This window comes from Micromonospora haikouensis (assembly GCF_000876225.1).
Taxonomy (GTDB): Bacteria; Actinomycetota; Actinomycetes; order Mycobacteriales; family Micromonosporaceae; genus Micromonospora; species Micromonospora haikouensis.
In genome coordinates this window covers 1,892,750-1,909,743 of the sequence record NZ_JXSX01000003.1, presented here as the reverse complement: position 1 = coordinate 1,909,743, position 16,994 = coordinate 1,892,750, and the positions used below count along the sequence as shown (strand labels likewise).

The window sequence follows — 16,994 nt, the reverse complement described above, 5'->3', positions numbered from 1 at the left end:
GGAGCTGCCCCATGAAGCGCATGACCCCGCTGCTGACGCTGGTGACCGGAGCCGGAATGGCGGCCGTGCTGTTCGCGATGAGCGCGCAGGCGGCACCGACGGCCGCACCGCCGAAGGTGGACGCCGCGCCCCCGGCCAGCGCCGCCGACGCGCCGCCGGCACCGTCCGGGAGCCAACCGCCCGAGCTGTCCCCGGGCGCCTCGGCGCCCCCGGCGGCGGCCCCCGGCGCGACGGACGTCCCGGCCGCCGGGACGCCCGAACAGAAGGTGGACGCGAGCTGGACCGGCCGCCTGAACAACGGCGCCACCATCGCCATCACCTCCCGCGACGGCGCCGCCGAGGCGTACGTGTGCGACGGCAAGGACATGGAGCTGTGGCTGCGCGGCACGGCCACCGACGGCAAGCTCGACCTCGACGGCAAGGACGCCACGCTCACCGGGACGTTCGACGGCTCCGAGGCGACCGGCAAGCTGACCATCGGCGGCGACACGACCACGTTCACCGCGAAGGCCACGGCCGGCACCGCCCCCGTGGTCTACCGGGCGACCCCGCAGCTGCGGGACGCCGGGGTCGACGGCGGCTGGATCCTGCGGCCCGACGGCACCCAGATCGGCGTGCTCACCTGGAACGGCCGGCCGATCCCGGCACCGCCGCTGGACCCCGCGTTCGGCACCACGATCGTCGAGGGGCTGACCGTCACCGCCCGGCCGGTGATCCCCGCGCCGGAGCCCGGCCGGTGACCACCGGCGACTGGCGCGCCGGCACGGACGTCGCCCCGGCCGGCGGCGCCTGGGACAGCGGCACGAAGGCCCCGCCCCGCGTCGACTGGGACACCCCGCCCGAGGTCGACGTGTGGGGCGGCGACGCGGACAGCGCGCCCCGGGCCGGTGCCTGGGACGGCGGGAACGACGACGGCCCCCGGGCCGGCGGGTGGATCGGCGACGGCGGCGACGCGCCCCGCGCCGGCAGGCCGGGCCGCGACGACGCCCCCCGCGCCGGGGCGTGGGACGCCGGCCCGGACACGGGGCCCGAGGTCGACGTGTGGGGCACCGGGACGGGTGCCCGCCCCGGTGGCGACCGGTGGGACGCCGGCCGCAAGAAGGCCCGGCCCGAGGTCGACACCTGGCGCGCCGGCCGTGACGGCGGGTCGGACGCCGACCGGTCCCGCGACGACCGGGACCCCGGCGACGATCGGGGCCTGCGGGTGCTGCCCGATCCCGCCGCGTTCGCGGCGCGGCTCGCCGCCGAGACCGAACCGGCCCGGACGGCCTCGCTGCTGCTGCCGGTGCTCGCCGGCGCGGCGGTCGCCGTGGCCACCGGCGTCTACGCCAAACTGCACCAGCCCACCGGCATCGCCGTCAACGTCGCCGGCTTCACCGGGCCGATGCAGGTCAAGGTGTGGCTGGGCAGCGGCGCGATGGCGCTCGCCGTGGTGCAGGTGCTGTCGGCGCTGGCGATGTGGGGACGGCTCGGCGGCTTCCGCCCGTCCTGGGCGGGCGTCGCCCACCGTTGGTCCGGCCGGGTGGCGTTCCTGCTCGCCGTGCCCGTGGCCGTGCACTGCCTGTACGCCCTCGGCTTCGCCGCCTACGACCTGCGCACCCTGGCGCACTCCCTGTTCGGCTGCTTCTTCTTCGGCATGTTCACCACGAAGATGCTGGCCCTGCCGAAACCGGGACTGGCCGGCTGGGTCCTGCCCGTCACCGGCGGGGCGGTCTTCGTCGCCCTCACGGCGATCTGGCTGACCTCGTCGCTGTGGTACTTCACCACCTTCGGGATCACCCGGTGACGCCGCCCGCCGGCACCGCCAGCAGGCCGTCCGGCAGCACTGGCAGCGGGCCGCCCGTCGGCACCGAACGCAGCGAGGAGAGCAACGCGATGACCGACGAGCAGCGGCCCTGCCCGTCCCGCCGGGCCGTCCTGTGCGCCACCGGCGCGGCGGGCGTCACCGCCCTGCTGACCGGCTGCCAGACGTACGGGGAGCCCGTCGCCGCCCCGGTGGCGGCCGACCCGCCCGGCGGCGGCGCGCCGGCCAGCGGGGACCCGGTGGCCGAACCCGCCGGCAGCGGCGATTCGGCCGACGCCGACGCCCCCGCCGGTGGGCAGGCGGCAGCGCTGGCCGCCGTGGCCGACCTGCCCGTCGGCGGCGGTCGGATCCTCGCCGACCGGGGCGTGGTGCTGACCCGGCCGACGCAGGAGACCGTCAAGGCGTACTCCGCCACCTGCACCCACGCCGGCTGCACCGTCACCCGCGTCGACGGCGGCACCATCGTCTGCGGCTGCCACAACAGCAAATTCGACATCGCCGACGGGTCGGTGCGCGGCGGCCCGGCCGGCTCGCCGCTGCCACCGGTCGCGGTGTCGGTGCGCGACGGTCAGGTCCTGCTCGCCTGACGGCGGACCCCACGACGCCACTGCCGGCCCGACGGGCCGCACCCCCGGCACGACGAAGGCCCGCCCCGAACTCTCGGGGCGGGCCTTCGCGTCGTCAGCCTCGTCAGGTCATGTCGTCGTAGCGCCGGTCGATCGGCGCCGGCGCGGCCACCGGCTCCGGAGCCCCGATCGGGGCCGAGGCCTCGATCCGCTGGCTGGGCGGGACCCGGTCGTCGTTGAGCTCCAACGGCGACACCTCGTCGTCGGCGATCCCGGCGTAGATCTCCTTGCCCCGCCCGCGCCGCCTGTCGTTGAGGAACGCGACACCCACGGCGGCGAAGTACAGGGCGGACAGGCAGACTGCCAGAGCCGTCATACCGAACGGATCCGGCGTCGGGGTGACCACCGCCGAGAAGGCGAAGAACACGAAGATCGCGACCCGCCACCAGCTGAGCAGACGCTTGGCGCTGGCCAGCCCCACGAAGTTGAGCATCAGCACGATCAGCGGGAACTCGAACGCCACCCCGAACAACAGGATCAGGTTGGTGACGAACGAGATGTAGCGGGTTACCTCGAGGTTGGTCGAGATGTCGTCACCGGAGACGTTGAGCAGGAACTCCAGCCCCTTGGTGGTGACGAAGAAGGCCAGTACCGCGCCTGCGGCGAAAAGCGGCGCCGCAAGCGATGTGAAGACGTAGGCGTACCGCCGCTCGTGCCGGTGCAGACCCGGCGCGATGAACGCCCACAGCTGGTAGAGCCAGACCGGGGCGGCGATGACCAACCCGACCCAGAGGCCGATCTTCAGGTTGAGCAGGAAGACGTCGGCGACACCGAGCTGGACGAAGTTGCACTTGCCCGTGTCGGGGTCGATCGAGGCCGGCAGGTCGCAGTACGGCTTCGACAACAGCAGCCGCACCGGAGTCGCCAGCCAGATGCCGAAGCCGAAGCCGACCACGATCGCCAGCGACGCCCGGAACAACCGGGAGCGCAGCTCACGGATGTGGTCCATGAGCGTCATGGAGCCGTCGGCGGCCTGCTCGAACTTGCTCGGTCCGCGTTTACGAAGGGCGAAGGCCACGGTGGTCGGGCCCCTCGGTCAGTGGTCGCGGACGCGCTGCACCGGGTCGATGACCGGCTGCTGCGGAGCCTGCGGCGGGGCGTACGGCTGCTGCTGAGGCTGCACGTACGACTGCTGCGGCTGCTGCGCATACTGCTGCTGAGGCTGCGCGGCGTTCGGCTGCAGCGGCTGGTAGCCGGCCTGGGCGTCGGCCTTCTCGGCCAGATCGCGGTCGTCGTCGTGCAGGCTCTTCGTCTCGGCCTTGATGATCCGCAGCGAACGGCCCAGCGAGCGGGCCGCGTCGGGAAGCCGCTTCGCGCCGAAGAGCAGGATCATCACGACCACGAGTACGGCGATGTGCCACGGCTTGAGGGCACCCATGGGAAGCTCCAGTCGCTCTGTGTCGTCGTGGGGGTGTTACCGGAGCCCATCGTACGTCCGTCGAGGGCCGATGCCACCCGCCGGACGCTGGTGGTTTCGACCGGCTGGTGAAGTGTTGACCAACTCCGCGCGTCCCGTCAACCACCCGGACCCGGATCCCACCTGCGGATACCCGCCCCGCGCCGACCAGCGGGGACAGGGCGCAGCGGCCCGGGTCGATCTAGTGGCCGCGCTTCGCCTTGATCACGGCCAGGCGACGCTGGGTGAGCTCCACCTGCCCCTGCATCGCCTCCGCGCGCTCCTGCAGCGCCTCGGCCGACACCCGCAGCGCCTCCGCCTCCGCCTGGCGGCCCTGCAACGCCATGGCCGCCCGCCGCAGCCGGGGCAGCCGGACCAGCACCGGCCGCACGGCCAGCCCCAGCACCACGAACGCGAACAGCACCACCGCGACCACGATCCACTTCACCACGGCGGCCAGCCTACCGGGGCGACGCGGACCCCGCCGGGTCACCCGACGGCGCGCCGTCCGGGCTGGCGTACGCCTCCAGCGCGGCGACCGCCTGCGCCCGGACCTGCTCGGCCAGCTCCGCCGGGGCGACCACGGCCACCCCGGGGCCCAGCCCCAGCACGAACCGGCGGGCCCAGCCCAGGTCGGTCACCCGCAGCGACACCAGCCACTGGTCGCCGTCGCCGCGCTCGACCCGCTCGCACGGATAGTATTCCGTGATCCACCGCTCGCCCCGGCCGATCCGCAACGTGATCAACGGCAGGTCCGGCGACGGGCGGAACACCCCCTCGGTGAGGTCGTGCGGCCGGGCCTGCGGCGGCACCACCGCCGGCTCGTCCAGCTCGACGACCGCGTCGATCCGGTCGGCCCGGAACAACCGGACCTCCTCCGCGCGGCGGCACCACGCCTCCACGTACGCCCGGCCGCCCACCATCAGCATCCGCAGCGGGTCGATGACCCGCTCGGTCGTCTCGTCCCGGGCCGGCGTGTAGTAGGTGATCCGCAGCGCCCGGCCCCGCCCCACGGCGGCCCGCAGTTGCTCCACCCGCCGGCCGTCCGCCTGCAGGCGCACCTCCACCGGGGCGCCGACCAGGTCGCCCGCCGCGTTCTCGATCTTCGCGAGGGCCCGCTCCACCGCCTCCCGGTTGGCCACCCCCGGCGTCTCGGCGAGCATCCGCAACGCCACCACCAGCGCCAGCGCCTCGTCGGGGGTCAACCGCAGCGGCCGGTCGATCCCCGCGTCGTAGGTGATGGTCACCCGGTCGCCGTCGAACGCCATGTCGATCAGGTCACCCGGGCCGTAACCGGGCAGCCCGCACACCCACAGCAGCTCCAGATCCTCCCGCAGCTGCCGCTCGGTCACCCCCAGGTCGCCGGCCGCCTCGGCGATCTCGATCCCCGGCCGGGCCAGCAGATAGGGCACCAGGTTGAGCAGCCGGGCCAGCCGGTCGGCCGACGCCCGGTTGCCGGCGGCGCGCGGGCCGGTCGGGCGGGCGGCGGGACGGGTCGCCGGGCGGGTCATCGGGCACCTCCGGTCACGGTCAGCTCGTCGTGCCGGGCGGCGATCTCCTTGAGCCGCTGGATGACCGCCTCGCGCACCTCCGGCGGGTCGAGCACCCGCACGTCCGGGCCGTACCCCACCAACTTGGCGGCCAGGGACTCCGCGTCCGCGTACGGCAGGACCAGCCGGTCCCCCGCGGGCCCGGAGCCGCTGTCGACCGCCCAGCGACGCAGCCCCGCCGCGCGGCCCGGACGGACCAGGACCGTCGCCCGGCCCGTGCGCTCCACCGGCCCCGACCAGCGCGCCACATGGCTGATCAGATCCAGCCCCGGCGGCGGCTCGAAGCCGCCCGGGGCGCCGGCCACCCGGACCGCGCCCACCACCCGCGACAGCCGGAAACAGCGGGTCGCCGCCCGGTCCAGGTCGTGCCCCACCACATACCACCGGCCCCGCCAGCAGACCACGCCCCACGGCTGCACACGGCGGCGGGTCGGGTCGTCACGGTCGGGCGCCCGGTAGTCGAAGCTCACCTCGCGGCGGTCCCGCGCGGCGGCCGTCAACGGCGCGAACGCCGGATCGACCGTCACCATCGGCTCCAGGCCCAGGGTCGCCTGCGGGTCCACGTCCACCCCGGCGGCACGCAGCTTCGCCAGCCCCGACGACGCGGCGGCCGCCAGCCCCGCGTGCTGCCACAACCGGGCGGCGATGCCGACCGCCGCGGCCTCGTCCGGCTCCAGCGGGATGTCCGGCAGCGCGTATTCCCGGTGGGCGATGCGGTAACCCGGCTCCGAGTCGAAGACGCTCGCCGTGCCCGTCTCCAGCGGCACCCCCAGCTCACGCAGCTCGGCCTTGTCCCGCTCGAACTTGCGCTGGAACGCTTCGTGATCCTTCGCGTCGTCCGGATCGTGCTCGTAACCGGGCACGGTCGCGGCGATCTGCGCGGCGGTCAGGAACCGTCGCGTCGACAACAGGCAGATCACCAGGTTGACCAGGCGTTCGGTGCGGGTCCGCGACACGTGTGCACGCTAGCAGCCCGCGCCGCGCGGGCGTGCACCCAATCCGGGCGCGTCGCGGCAACGCCACAACACTCACCCTGGGTGACCGCAACGGCACCGCTGCGGGCCCCGCCGGGCGGCCATAGGGTGGCCCCATGCCCGAAGCGGACGTCAAGACCGAGAGCGTGGGCACCGTCGTCGTGGCCGGCGCGGCCAACCTCGCCATCGCCGTGGCCAAGCTCGTCGCCGGGCTGATCTCCGGCTCCGCGGCGATGCTCTCCGAGGCCGCGCACTCCGTCGCCGACACCACCACCGAGGCGCTGCTCTACCTCGCGCTGCGCCGCGGCGCACGGCCCGCCGACGTCCGCCACCCCTTCGGGTACGGCAAGGAGAGCTACGTCTGGGCGTTCCTCGCCGCGCTGTTCACCTTCGTCGCCGGGGCCGGCTTCGCCATCACCCACGGCGTCACCACCATCCTCGTGCACGAACACAGCGGCAACTACCTCGTCGCGTACGTCGTGCTGGCCGTGTCGTTCGCCGTCGAGTCGGTCTCCCTGGCCCGGGCGACCCGGCAGATCCGCGCCGAGTCACGCCGCTGGAACACCACGCCGCGGCGCTTCCTGCGGCTCACCGCCGACACCACCGTCAAGGCCGTCTTCCTGGAGGACAGCGCCGCCCTGATCGGCCTGCTGCTCGCCGCCGTCGGCCTCGGCCTGTCCCACCTCACCGGCGACGAACTCTACGACGGCCTCGCCTCCATCGCCATCGGCCTGCTGCTGCTGGTCGTCGCGATCACCCTCGCCAAGGCCAACATCTCGCTGCTCGTCGGGCGCTCCGTGCCCGAGCGGCTGCGCCACGAGATCGCGGCGGAACTCGACGGGCTGCCCGCCGTCGAACGCATCGACACCCTGCTCACCATGCAGCTCGGCCCCGAGGACATGCTGGTCGCCGCCAAGGTCGACTTCCGCGACGACGCCACCGGCGCCGACATCGAGGCCGCCGCCGACGAGGCCGAGCGCCGCCTCACCGCCCGCTACCCCGAGATCGGGTACGTCTTCCTCGACCCCACCCCGTCGCGCCCCGAGACCCGCAACCGGCGCACCCGACACATCCAGGACGAGCCGCCACGCTGACCCCGCCGCCGCGCCCCGCGCCCGGCAACCGCTAGCGTGCACCGCATGGTGCGATGGCGGGCGGGAACCGTGACGGCGCTGCGGCGGGAGTGGACCGGCGCGATCGAGCTGGACGTCACACTCGCCGACGGCACCACCATGCGGGCCCTGGCCTACCCGCACCTCGTCGGCCGCCCCGCGCCCGGCGACCGGGTGCTGCTCAACGCCGGGGCGCTGCTCATGGGCCTCGGCACCGGCGGATACGCGCTCGTCGTGGCCCTGCCCGACCGGCTGCCGCCCGACCCGCCGCAGGCCGGCGACACCCGCGACGCCGGGCACCTCGTCAAGGCCCGCTACACGCCCCTGCAACCCATCCTGCTCGGCGTCGACGAGGAGGCCAGCCCCCACCGCGAGGTGCTCGCCGCCGCCGAGGACGTCGCCGGCCTGCCCGTCGTCACCGCCGACCTGCACTCCGCCCTGCCCGCCATCCTCGCCGGCATCCACGCCGACGCCCCCGACGCCCGCGTCGCCTACCTGCTCACCGACGGCGGCGCGCTGCCCGCCTGGTTCTCCCGCGCCCTCGACGGGCTGCGCGGCCGGCTCGCCGGCACCGTCAGCGTCGGGCAGGCGTTCGGCGGCGACCTGGAGGCCACCACGGTGCACAGCGGCCTGCTCGCCGCCCGGCACGTGCTCGCCGCCGACGTGGTCATCTGCGCCCAAGGCCCCGGCAACCTCGGCACCGGCACCCGGTGGGGCTACTCCGGCGTGGCCGTCGGCGAGGCCGTCAACGCCGTCGCCGCCCTCGGCGGGAAACCCGTCGGCTCCCTGCGCATCTCCGACGCCGACCCCCGCCCCCGGCACCGTGGCGTGTCCCACCACAGCCTCACCGCGTACGGCCGGGTCGCGCTCGCCCCCGCCGACCTCGTCGTGCCCGACGGCCTGCCCGCCGCCCTGGCCGACGACGTCGACACCGCGCTCGCCCCCCTCGCCGGGCGGCACCGCATCGTCCGGGTCCCCACCGACGGGCTCGACGCCGCGCTGCGCGCCAGCCCCGTGCCCCTGTCCACCATGGGCCGCGGCCTCGACGCCGACCACGCCTACTTCCTCGCCGCCGCAGCCGCCGGCCGGCACGCCGCCGCCCTGGCCCGCTGAGCCACCGCCGCGTCCCGGTCACGGCCGGGCGGCGCGGCTACGGCCGGGCGGCGCGGGTGCCCCTCAGGCCAGGAAGATCAACGCCAGCCAGCCGCCGACGATCACCACCAGCGCCACGGCCAACACCCACGTCGGCACCGTGTACTCGCCGCGCCGGTTCCGCTCCACCTCCGCGCGGATCTTCTCCCGGCGGCGGTCGATCCAGTTCAACTTCTCGGCGCCGCGCTCGCGCCCCGGAGGTTCAGACATCATGGCAGCGCCAGCCTACCCGGACGGCCCCCTCCCGCCGCGACCAGCGCCGCACGAGGGGGCCCACCGGATCACATGCTCGCGATCAACCGCTCCACCCGCTCGTCGTACGCCCGGAACGGGTCCTTGCACAGCACGGTGCGCTGCGCCTGGTCGTTGAGCTTCAGGTGCACCCAGTCGACCGTGAAGTCACGCCGCTTCTCCTGCGCGTGCCGGATGAACTCCCCCCGCAGCCGCGCCCGCGTCGTCTGCGGCGGCGTCTCCTTCGCCTCGAAGATCTCCGGATCCGTCGCCACCCGGTCCACCTCCCCGCGCCGCTCCAGCAGCCCGTACAGGCCCCGCCCACGCCGCAGGTCGTGATACGCCAGGTCCATCTGCGCCACCCGGGGATGCGACAACGGCAGGTCGTGCTTGCGCTGGTACCGCTCGATCAGCCGCAGTTTCGACACCCAGTCGATCTCCCTCGACACCGGCTCCAGGTCACCGGTCTCCACCGCCCGCAGCACCCGGCCCCACAGCTCCACCACCCGCTTGGCCGTCTGGTCCCCGCCCCGGCGCTCCACGAACTCCGTCGCCTTCGCCAGGTATTCCTGCTGGATCTCCAGCGCGCTGACCTCCTTGCCGGAGGCCAGCCGCACCTTCCGCCGGCCGGTGATGTCGTGCGACACCTCGCGGATCGCCCGGATCGGGTTCTCCAGCGACAGGTCCCGCATCACCACCCCCGCCTCGATCATCCGCAGCACGATGTCCGCGGAACCGACCTTCAGCAGCGTGGTGACCTCGTTCATGTTCGAGTCACCCACGATGACGTGCAGCCGCCGGTACCGCTCCGCGTCCGCGTGCGGCTCGTCGCGGGTGTTGATGATCGGCCGGCTCCGGGTCGTCGCCGACGACACCCCCTCCCAGATGTGCTCCGCCCGCTGCGACAGGCAGTAGACCGCACCCCGGGGCGTCTGCAACACCTTGCCCGCCCCACAGATCAACTGCCGCGTCACCAGGAACGGAATCAGCACGTCCGCCAGCCGGCCGAACTCGCCGTGCCGGGAGACCAGGTAGTTCTCGTGACAGCCGTACGAGTTCCCCGCCGAATCCGTGTTGTTCTTGAACAGGTAGATCTCACCCGCGATGCCCTCGTCGTGCAGCCGCTTCTCCGCGTCGATGAGCAGCCCTTCCAGGATCCGCTCCCCCGCCCGGTCATGGGCCACCAGGTCCACCACCGAGTCACACTCCGGCGTCGCGTACTCCGGGTGGGACCCCACGTCCAGGTAGAGCCGGGCACCGTTGCGCAGGAACACGTTGCTCGACCGGCCCCACGACACCACCCGACGGAACAGGTACCGCGCGACCTCGTCGGGGGACAGCCGCCGCTGCCCACGGTAGGTACAGGTGACGCCGTACTCGGTCTCAAGGCCGAAGATTCGCCGCTCCATGAGTTGACATTAGTCCTCTCCGGCCCCGAATGGGCAGGGCTGACCACCCGGACACACGCGACCGGCCACCCATCTGGGTGGCCGGCCAGGTGATCACTGTTGCCGAACGGTCACGCCCCGGGCGTGTCGGACCCGCGCTACCCCTCCAGGTCCGCCGAGCCCGCCGACGTCGTCGGCTTCCCCGCCTCCTGCGTCGGCGTCGCCGGGGTCTCCGGACGCTCCTCGGTCGCCGGCTCCTTCGACTCCTCCGCCTCGGCGTCCAGCAGCGCGGTCAGGGCCGCACCGGTGATCCGCCGGAACGTCCGGCCCTTACGGTGCCGGTCCAGGACCGCCACCTCCAGCTGGTTCGCCGCGATCGTCCGCGCCGCCCCACCCTCACCGCCGACGCTGCCCAACGCCGCCACGGCCACCCGGACCGCCTCGCCCAGCGACATGTCCGGCCGGTGCTGCGACTTGAGCACACCGGAGATCGCCTCGGCCTGCCCACCCATCGCCATCCGGCCCGGCTCGTCGTTGACCGAACCGTCGTAGGTCAACCGGTAGAGCGCGTCGGCCTCCGGCGTCGCCCCCACCTCCGCCACGCAGATCTCCACCTCGAACGGCTTCGACTGCTCGGTGAAGATGGCGCCGAGGGTCTGCGCGTACGCGTTGGCCAACGCCAGACCCGTCACGTCCCGCCGGTCGTAGCTCAGGCCGTTGAGGTCGGCCATCCGGACCCCGGCGCGACGCAGATTCTCGAACTCGTTGTACCGGCCCACGGCGGCGAAGCCGATCCGGTCGTAGATCTCACTGACCTTGTGCAGGGTGCTGGAGAGGTTCTCCGCGACGAAAAGCACCCCGCCGGAGTAGCTCACGACCACCGCGCTGCGGCCCCGGGCGATGCCCTTGCGGGCCAGCTCGGAGCGGTCGCGCATGATCTGCTCGGGCGAGGCGTAGAACTGCATGGCCACGGCGGCGGTTCTCCTTTGGGCGCTGTGCTGACGACGACTGCTGACTGGGGCGGAGGCGGGGCTCAGCCGCCCGGGTTCTCCATCCGGCCGGCCACCACGGCCTCGGCGATCGCGGCCGTCTCGGCGTCGGTGAGCCGGTGCGTGCCCTCCGCCGTCGCCGTCATCACCACCGGGTAGATCCGGCGGGTCAGGTCCGGGCCACCGGTGGCCGTGTCGTCGTCGGCCGCGTCGTAGAGCGCCTCCACCGCGAGCCGCACCGCGTCGTCGACCGACAGGCCCGCCCGGAACCGCTTCTTCAACGCCGATCGCGCGAAGATCGAACCGGAGCCGATCGCGTCGTAGCCGGTCTCCTCGTAGGGGCCGCCGGTGACGTCGAAGCTGAAGATCCGCCCGGCCCGCGCCGGGTCGGCGGCGGCCAGGTCGAACCCGGCGAACAGCGGGATCACCGCGAGGCCCTGCATGGCCGCGCCCAGGTTGCCCCGGATCATCGACGCCAGCCGGTTGGCCTTGCCGTCGAGCGAGAGCATCGCGCCCTCGATCTTCTCGTAGTGCTCCAGCTCCACCTGGAACAGTCGCATCAGCTCGATGCCGATGCCCGCGGTGCCCGCGATGCCGACCAGCGAGTACGCGTCGGCCGGGTGCACCTTCTCGATGTCCCGCTGGGCGATCAGGTTGCCCATGGTGGCCCGTCGGTCGCCCGCCATCACCACGCCACCGGCGGCCGAGATGGCCACGATGGTGGTCGCGTGCGGCGCCAGGTCGGCGGCCATGCCGGGCGGCAACGGCCGACGGCCGGGCAGCATCTCGGGGGCCACCCTGCTCAGGAAAGACGTGAAGGACGACGTCCCCGCGTTGGTGAACGCATCTGGTAGACGCCCGGATGGATCAAAGCCCGCTGCCACGTGGTTCCTCTCAGGTACGTGATCGCCCTGGCCAGTCTCGTAGGACTGTCACGGAACTGGCCAAGACCGCCGTTGCAGTTGAAGCAGAGTATCCCGCGCACCCAGCCGGTGCGATGATCGTGGTCCAGATGTTGCGGGTCCGCGCCGCCGCAGATCGCGCAGACCCCGCCCTGCTCGGCCAGGAGCTCGTCGAACTCCTTCTGCCCCACCCCGTAGCGGCGACGGAGGTGGTATTCGCGGGTGCCGCCGTAGAGCCGCTGCACCGTTTCCCTGCCACGGACGTTGTGACACGGTTTGCAGTACGAGTGCCGCCCACTGGCCTTCCTGGTACGCGGAAAGTCCTCAAGCGGCTTGATGTCTCCGCAGTCGGGGCACCACTTCAGCCCGGTGGGGACCGGAACCGGAGCCCTCTTCGGCGCGCTGATCCCGCGCTTGCGGCGGCTCGCCTCCGAGCGGGCCGCCGCGCAGCTCTTGCAGTAGAAAGCCAGCCCGTCCGCGCGCCGCCGGTTGCGGTGGAACTCGGTCGTGGGCAGCAGGCGCTCACACTGGGGACACCTCTTGTCCGATGCGCTGGGCAAATCGGACATATAGTGTCATTCACCCCCTTTCTGGACGTATCCCCTCACGAACTCTTCTGCGTTCTCCTCCAGGACGGAGTCGATCTCGTCGAGCAGGTCGTCGACGTCCTCGGTGATCTCGGCGTGCCGCTCGGCGACCTCCGGGTTCGCCTCGGTGGTGACGTCCTCGATCTCCTCGCCCTGCCGGGCCTTGCCCGACTGCGACTGCCCGCCGCTGTCACGAGTGGCCATTGCTGCCTCCTCCACGATCGTCTCCGATGAACTTACCTCGCGGAGGCGACGAAAAGCCCGCCGCGCGCCGGCTTGGCGCGGGGCGGGCTTTCGGGCCTACGGCAGGGTCAGCCGCCGGTCAGCGTCTCCAGCAGGTCCTTCGCGCTGACGCACCGGTCGAACAGGGCACCGACGTGCTTGCGGGTGCCCCGCTCCGGCTCCATCATCGGCACCCGCACCAGCGACTCCCGGCCCACGTCGAAGATCACCGAGTCCCAGCTCGCGGCGACCACCTCGGAGGCGTACTGGGCCAGGCAGCGGCCCCGGAAGTAGGCCCGGGTGTCCTCCGGCGGCTCGGTCATCGCCGTGCGGGTCTGCTCGTCGGTCAGCAGCGTCTTCATCGACCCGCGCTGCACGAGGCGGTGGTAGAGGCCCTTCTCCGGCCGCACGTCGGAGTACTGGAGGTCGACCAACTGGAGCTTGTGCGAGCCCCAGCCGAGCTTCTCCCGCTCCCGGTAGCCCTCCAGCAGCCGCAGCTTCGCCACCCAGTCCAGCTCGTCGGCGCATTCGAACGCGTCGCGGCCGAGCCGGTCGAGCACGCTCTCCCAGCGGTCGAGCACGTCGGCGGTCTGCTCGTCGACGTCGGCGCCGTACCGGTCGTCCACGAAGGAGCTGACCCGCTCGAAGTAGGCCCACTGCACGTCCAGGGCGGTCAGCCGACGCCCGTCGCGCAGCCGCATCAGGTGCTTCAGCGACGGGTCGTGGCTGACGGCGCGCAGCTCGCTCACCGGGTCGGCGATGCCCAGGTCCGGCCCGAGGGCCTTCTGCTCGATCATGGTGAGGATCAGGGCGGTGGTGCCGACCTTGAGGTACGTGGAGATCTCCGACAGGTTGGCGTCGCCGATGATGACGTGCAGCCGGCGGTACTTGTCGGCGTCGGCGTGCGGCTCGTCGCGGGTGTTGATGATGGGCCGCTTGAGCGTCGTCTCCAGACCGACCTCGACCTCGAAGAAGTCGGCGCGCTGGGAGATCTGGAAGCCGCTGGCGCCGCCGTCCTGGCCGATGCCGACGCGGCCGGCGCCGCAGACGATCTGCCGGGTGACGAAGAACGGCGTCAGGTAGGCGACGATGTCGGCGAACGGCGTCTGCCGGCGCATCAGGTAGTTCTCGTGCGCGCCGTAGCTGGCGCCCTTGTTGTCGGTGTTGTTCTTGTAGAGGTGGATGGGCTGGGTGCCCGGGATGGTGGCGGCCCGGCGGGCGGCCTCGGCCATCACCCGCTCGCCGGCCTTGTCCCACTTCACCACGTCGAGGGGGTTGGTGACCTCGGGGGTGGAGTATTCGGGGTGGGCGTGGTCGACGTAGAGGCGGGCGCCGTTGGTGAGTATGACGTTGGCCAGCCCGAGGTCCTCGTCGGCGAGGGCCTCGGCGGGGTCGTACGCGGCGCCGGAGTAGGTGAAGCCGCGGGCGTCGCGCAGCGGCGACTCCTCCTCGTAGTCCCAGCGGGCCCGGCCGCCCCGGTTGAGTTCGGGGCGTGCCCCGTAGGCGTTGACCACCTGGGAGGAGGTGACCATCGGGTTGGCCCCCGCCTGGCCGGGCACGGAGATGCCGTACTCGACCTCGGTGCCCATGATCCGTCTTACGCTCATCAACCTACCCGCTTCGCTCGCCGACCCGGTCCCCCGTCACGTCGAGCGTAGTCCGCGTTGCGCGGTGCGGGGGCGCGGCGGGCGGCCGCGGCGGGGCGGTGTCGTGCCGGATGCGGGGACGCGGCGGGGCCCGCGACGTCGCTGTCGCGGGCCCCGGTCGTGTCGTCGGGGGTGGTTACAGGTACTGGCCGGTGTTGCTGGCGGTCTCGATCGACCGGCCGGCCTCGGTGCCCTTGCCGCCGGAGACGAGCGTGCGGATGTAGACGATCCGTTCGCCCTTCTTGCCGGAGATGCGGGCCCAGTCGTCGGGGTTGGTGGTGTTGGGGAGGTCCTCGTTCTCGCGGAACTCGTCGACGCAGGCGTCGAGGAGGTGCTGCAGGCGCAGGCCCTTGCGGCCGGAGGTGAGGAACTCCTTGATCGCCATCTTCTTGCCCCGGTCGACGATGTTCTGGATCATCGCGCCGGAGTTGAAGTCCTTGAAGTAGAGGACTTCCTTGTCGCCGTTGGCGTAGGTCACCTCGAGGAAGCGGTTCTCCTCGGTCTCGGAGTACATCCGCAGCACGACCGCGTCGATCATGGCGGCGACGGTGGCCTGGGCGTCGCCTCCGTGTTCGGCCAGGTCGTCCGGGTGCAGCGGCAGCCCGGAGAGGATGTACTTGGAGAAGATGTCCTTGGCCGCCTCGGCGTCCGGCCGCTCGATCTTGATCTTCACGTCGAGCCGGCCGGGGCGCAGGATGGCCGGGTCGATCATGTCCTCCCGGTTGGAGGCGCCGATGACGATGACGTTCTCCAGCCCCTCCACGCCGTCGATCTCGCTGAGCAGCTGGGGGACGATCGTGTTCTCCACGTCGGAGGAGACGCCGGAGCCGCGGGTGCGGAAGATGGAGTCCATCTCGTCGAAGAACACGATGACCGGCGTGCCCTCGCCGGCCTTCTCGCGGGCCCGCTGGAAGATCAACCGGATGTGCCGCTCGGTTTCGCCGACGTACTTGTTGAGCAGCTCGGGGCCCTTGATGTTGAGGAAGAAGCTGGTGTGCCTCTCCTTGCCGAGCCGCTCGGCGATCTTCTTGGCCAGCGAGTTCGCCACCGCCTTGGCGATGAGCGTCTTGCCGCAGCCGGGCGGGCCGTAGAGCAGGATGCCCTTGGGCGGGCGGAGCTGGTGCTCACGGAACAGGTCCGCGTGCAGGAAGGGCAGCTCCACCGCGTCGCGGATCTGCTCGATCTGCGACTGGAGGCCACCGATGTCGGTGTAGTCGACGTCGGGCACCTCCTCCAGGACCAGCTCCTCGACCTCGCTCTTCGGGATCCGCTCGTACGCGTACGCCGAGCGGGGCTCGATCATGAGCGAGTCGCCGGCCCGGATCGGCGAGCCGATCAGGGTCTCGGCGAGGTGCACGATGCGCTCCTCGTCGGAGTGCGAGACCACCAGCGCCCGGTCGCCCGGAGCGCCCTCGGGACCCGCGAGGATCTCCTTGAGCATCACCACCTCGCCGACCCGCTCGAAGCCGAACGCGTCGACGATGTTGAGCGCGTCGTTGAGCAGGACCTCCTGGCCACGTCGCAGCTCCGCGACGTCCAGCGAGGGTGAGACGGCCACCCGGAGCTTGCGCCCACCGGTGAACACGTCCACCGTGCCGTCCTCGTGCGCTGCCAGGAAGACACCGTAGCCACTCGGCGGTTGCGCGAGGCGGTCGATCTCCTCCTTGAGCGTCACGATCTGCGCTCGGGCCTCCTTGAGAGTGCTCACGAGCCGTTCGTTGTTCTCGGTCAGCCGCGCCAACTGTGCCTGGGTGGCCGCCAGCCGCTCTTCGAGCTGCCGGACGTGTCGGGGGCTTTCGGTCAACTTGCGCCGCACCAGAGCGAGTTCCTCTTGAAGGAACGCGACCTGCGTGGAGAGATCGTGGGCCTCCTTCTCCCACCGTGCGGCGCGCGAGTCCGCGTCGTCGCTGCGTGCCACGTCCCACCTCCCCGGGGGGCTTGAACGTTCTGCCCTAACACTAGCCGCTATGAGGCCGATTCGGTCCCACGCAACGCCCTCGTCACTGAACCTTGATCGCCAAGGGTGGCCGCGGGGGCGGGTCGGGGCGTTCGGGTACCGTCGTGTCGTGGGACGGGAGAGCATGGGGGTGCGCCGGTGAGCGAGGTCGCGACCGACCAGTTGCAGGTCTGGGTGGACCAGGATCTGTGCACGGGCGACGGCCTGTGCGTGCAGTACGCGCCGGAGGTCTTCGAGTTCGACGTCGACGGGCTGGCCTACGTCAAGGGTGCCGACGGCGAGTTGCAGCTCGCCCCGGGCAGCCGGGTGGGGGTGCCCGAGCACCTGCGCCTTGAGGTGATCGACTCGGCGAAGGAGTGCCCGGGCGAGTGCATCCACGTGGTGCGGGGCGACGGCGTCGAGGTCGCCGGCCCGGACGCCGAGGACGACTGAGCCCGGACGCCGCGGACGACCGACCG

19 protein-coding genes are annotated in these 16,994 nt (G+C 72.4%); 6 read left to right on the top strand and 13 right to left on the bottom strand.

From position 1 onward, the window contains the following. Positions 1-11 precede the first annotated feature (11 nt). The 3 genes from TK50_RS29515 (at position 12) to TK50_RS29505 (ending at position 2,391) form a co-directional block, all read left to right on the top strand. Positions 12-740 carry a hypothetical protein gene (locus TK50_RS29515; RefSeq protein WP_043968835.1) on the top strand — a complete coding sequence of 243 codons (729 nt, stop codon included), beginning with the start codon at positions 12-14 and terminating at the stop codon, positions 738-740. A gap of 533 nt (positions 741-1,273) precedes the next feature. Beyond that, the gene (locus tag TK50_RS29510) at positions 1,274-1,786 is read left to right on the top strand and encodes a DUF6529 family protein (protein WP_228986843.1); all 513 of its coding nucleotides are present in this window, start codon (positions 1,274-1,276) and stop codon (positions 1,784-1,786) included. Next, entirely contained in the window at positions 1,783-2,391 is a 609-nt protein-coding gene (locus tag TK50_RS29505; protein ID WP_241774142.1) for a Rieske (2Fe-2S) protein, read from the top strand. Before TK50_RS29510 ends, TK50_RS29505 begins: the two co-directional genes overlap by 4 nt. Positions 2,392-2,494: 103 nt before the next feature. Here TK50_RS29505 and tatC read toward each other — a convergent pair whose 3' ends face one another. The 5 genes from tatC to TK50_RS29480 all read right to left on the bottom strand — a co-directional run bounded on the left by tatC (position 2,495) and on the right by TK50_RS29480 (position 6,332). Further along, positions 2,495-3,448: a twin-arginine translocase subunit TatC gene (tatC, locus tag TK50_RS29500; protein WP_043968834.1), complete on the bottom strand. Its 954-nt coding sequence runs from the start codon at positions 3,446-3,448 to the stop codon at positions 2,495-2,497. 18 nt (positions 3,449-3,466) lie between these two features. Further along, positions 3,467-3,808 carry a Sec-independent protein translocase subunit TatA gene (gene tatA, locus TK50_RS29495; protein WP_043968833.1) on the bottom strand — a complete coding sequence of 114 codons (342 nt, stop codon included), beginning with the start codon at positions 3,806-3,808 and terminating at the stop codon, positions 3,467-3,469. 220 nt (positions 3,809-4,028) lie between these two features. After that, positions 4,029-4,277, bottom strand: a complete 249-nt coding sequence (locus tag TK50_RS29490) for a hypothetical protein (RefSeq protein ID WP_043969546.1) — start codon at positions 4,275-4,277, stop codon at positions 4,029-4,031. A 10-nt stretch (positions 4,278-4,287) separates the two neighbouring features. Continuing rightward, positions 4,288-5,337, bottom strand: a complete 1,050-nt coding sequence (locus TK50_RS29485) for a helix-turn-helix transcriptional regulator (protein WP_043968831.1) — start codon at positions 5,335-5,337, stop codon at positions 4,288-4,290. After that, positions 5,334-6,332 (bottom strand): helix-turn-helix transcriptional regulator, encoded by a 999-nt coding sequence (locus TK50_RS29480; protein ID WP_043968830.1) that lies wholly within the window; start codon positions 6,330-6,332, stop codon positions 5,334-5,336. The genes TK50_RS29485 and TK50_RS29480 overlap by 4 nt, the downstream gene beginning before the upstream one ends. 134 nt (positions 6,333-6,466) lie before the next feature. On the opposite strand from TK50_RS29480, the gene TK50_RS29475 reads away from it, so the two are divergent. Together TK50_RS29475 and TK50_RS29470 are read left to right on the top strand one after the other, a co-directional pair. Then, positions 6,467-7,444: a cation diffusion facilitator family transporter gene (locus TK50_RS29475; protein WP_043968829.1), complete on the top strand. Its 978-nt coding sequence runs from the start codon at positions 6,467-6,469 to the stop codon at positions 7,442-7,444. Between the two features lie 45 nt (positions 7,445-7,489). Beyond that, positions 7,490-8,575 (top strand): DUF3866 family protein, encoded by a 1,086-nt coding sequence (locus TK50_RS29470; protein ID WP_043968828.1) that lies wholly within the window; start codon positions 7,490-7,492, stop codon positions 8,573-8,575. A 63-nt stretch (positions 8,576-8,638) separates the two neighbouring features. Here TK50_RS29470 and TK50_RS29465 read toward each other — a convergent pair whose 3' ends face one another. The 8 genes from TK50_RS29465 to arc form a co-directional block, all read right to left on the bottom strand. Next, positions 8,639-8,827, bottom strand: coding sequence for a hypothetical protein (locus TK50_RS29465; RefSeq protein WP_043968826.1), 189 nt, complete (start codon positions 8,825-8,827; stop codon positions 8,639-8,641). Between the two features lie 68 nt (positions 8,828-8,895). After that, positions 8,896-10,254, bottom strand: a complete 1,359-nt coding sequence (gene pafA / locus TK50_RS29460; protein ID WP_043968825.1) for a Pup--protein ligase — start codon at positions 10,252-10,254, stop codon at positions 8,896-8,898. 137 nt (positions 10,255-10,391) lie between these two features. Further along, entirely contained in the window at positions 10,392-11,204 is an 813-nt protein-coding gene (prcA, locus tag TK50_RS29455; RefSeq protein ID WP_043968824.1) for a proteasome subunit alpha, read from the bottom strand. 62 nt (positions 11,205-11,266) lie between these two features. Then, complete coding sequence (prcB, locus tag TK50_RS29450; RefSeq protein ID WP_043968823.1) at positions 11,267-12,106, bottom strand: proteasome subunit beta; 840 nt, start codon at positions 12,104-12,106, stop codon at positions 11,267-11,269. Then, a complete protein-coding gene (locus TK50_RS33285) occupies positions 12,025-12,693 on the bottom strand; it encodes an endonuclease VII domain-containing protein (protein WP_043968821.1) in 669 nt (222 codons plus the stop codon). The genes prcB and TK50_RS33285 overlap by 82 nt, the downstream gene beginning before the upstream one ends. 6 nt (positions 12,694-12,699) lie before the next feature. After that, entirely contained in the window at positions 12,700-12,915 is a 216-nt protein-coding gene (locus tag TK50_RS29440; protein WP_036375672.1) for a ubiquitin-like protein Pup, read from the bottom strand. A 107-nt stretch (positions 12,916-13,022) separates the two neighbouring features. Then, positions 13,023-14,540, bottom strand: a complete 1,518-nt coding sequence (gene dop, locus TK50_RS29435) for a depupylase/deamidase Dop (protein WP_043968818.1) — start codon at positions 14,538-14,540, stop codon at positions 13,023-13,025. Positions 14,541-14,715: 175 nt separating this feature from the next. Further along, positions 14,716-16,497: a proteasome ATPase gene (arc, locus tag TK50_RS29430; RefSeq protein ID WP_043968817.1), complete on the bottom strand. Its 1,782-nt coding sequence runs from the start codon at positions 16,495-16,497 to the stop codon at positions 14,716-14,718. Between the two features lie 177 nt (positions 16,498-16,674). Here arc and TK50_RS29425 point away from each other — a divergent pair, with 177 nt between their 5' ends. After that, entirely contained in the window at positions 16,675-16,968 is a 294-nt protein-coding gene (locus TK50_RS29425; RefSeq protein WP_043968816.1) for a ferredoxin, read from the top strand. Positions 16,969-16,994 lie beyond the last annotated feature (26 nt).

Excerpts from the sequence above, each read along its gene's own strand:
- TK50_RS29485 (WP_043968831.1), bottom strand. The coding sequence starts at position 5,337 with ATGACCCGCCCGGCGACCCGTCCCGCCGCCCGCCCGACCGGCCCGCGC.
- tatA (WP_043968833.1), bottom strand. The coding sequence starts at position 3,808 with ATGGGTGCCCTCAAGCCGTGGCACATCGCCGTACTCGTGGTCGTGATG.
- pafA (WP_043968825.1), bottom strand. The coding sequence starts at position 10,254 with ATGGAGCGGCGAATCTTCGGCCTTGAGACCGAGTACGGCGTCACCTGT.
- TK50_RS29475 (WP_043968829.1), top strand. The coding sequence starts at position 6,467 with ATGCCCGAAGCGGACGTCAAGACCGAGAGCGTGGGCACCGTCGTCGTG.
- TK50_RS29515 (WP_043968835.1), top strand. The coding sequence starts at position 12 with ATGAAGCGCATGACCCCGCTGCTGACGCTGGTGACCGGAGCCGGAATG.
- TK50_RS29440 (WP_036375672.1), bottom strand. The coding sequence starts at position 12,915 with ATGGCCACTCGTGACAGCGGCGGGCAGTCGCAGTCGGGCAAGGCCCGG.
- TK50_RS33285 (WP_043968821.1), bottom strand. The coding sequence starts at position 12,693 with ATGTCCGATTTGCCCAGCGCATCGGACAAGAGGTGTCCCCAGTGTGAG.
- dop (WP_043968818.1), bottom strand. The coding sequence starts at position 14,540 with ATGAGCGTAAGACGGATCATGGGCACCGAGGTCGAGTACGGCATCTCC.
- TK50_RS29465 (WP_043968826.1), bottom strand. The coding sequence starts at position 8,827 with ATGATGTCTGAACCTCCGGGGCGCGAGCGCGGCGCCGAGAAGTTGAAC.
- TK50_RS29470 (WP_043968828.1), top strand. The coding sequence starts at position 7,490 with ATGGTGCGATGGCGGGCGGGAACCGTGACGGCGCTGCGGCGGGAGTGG.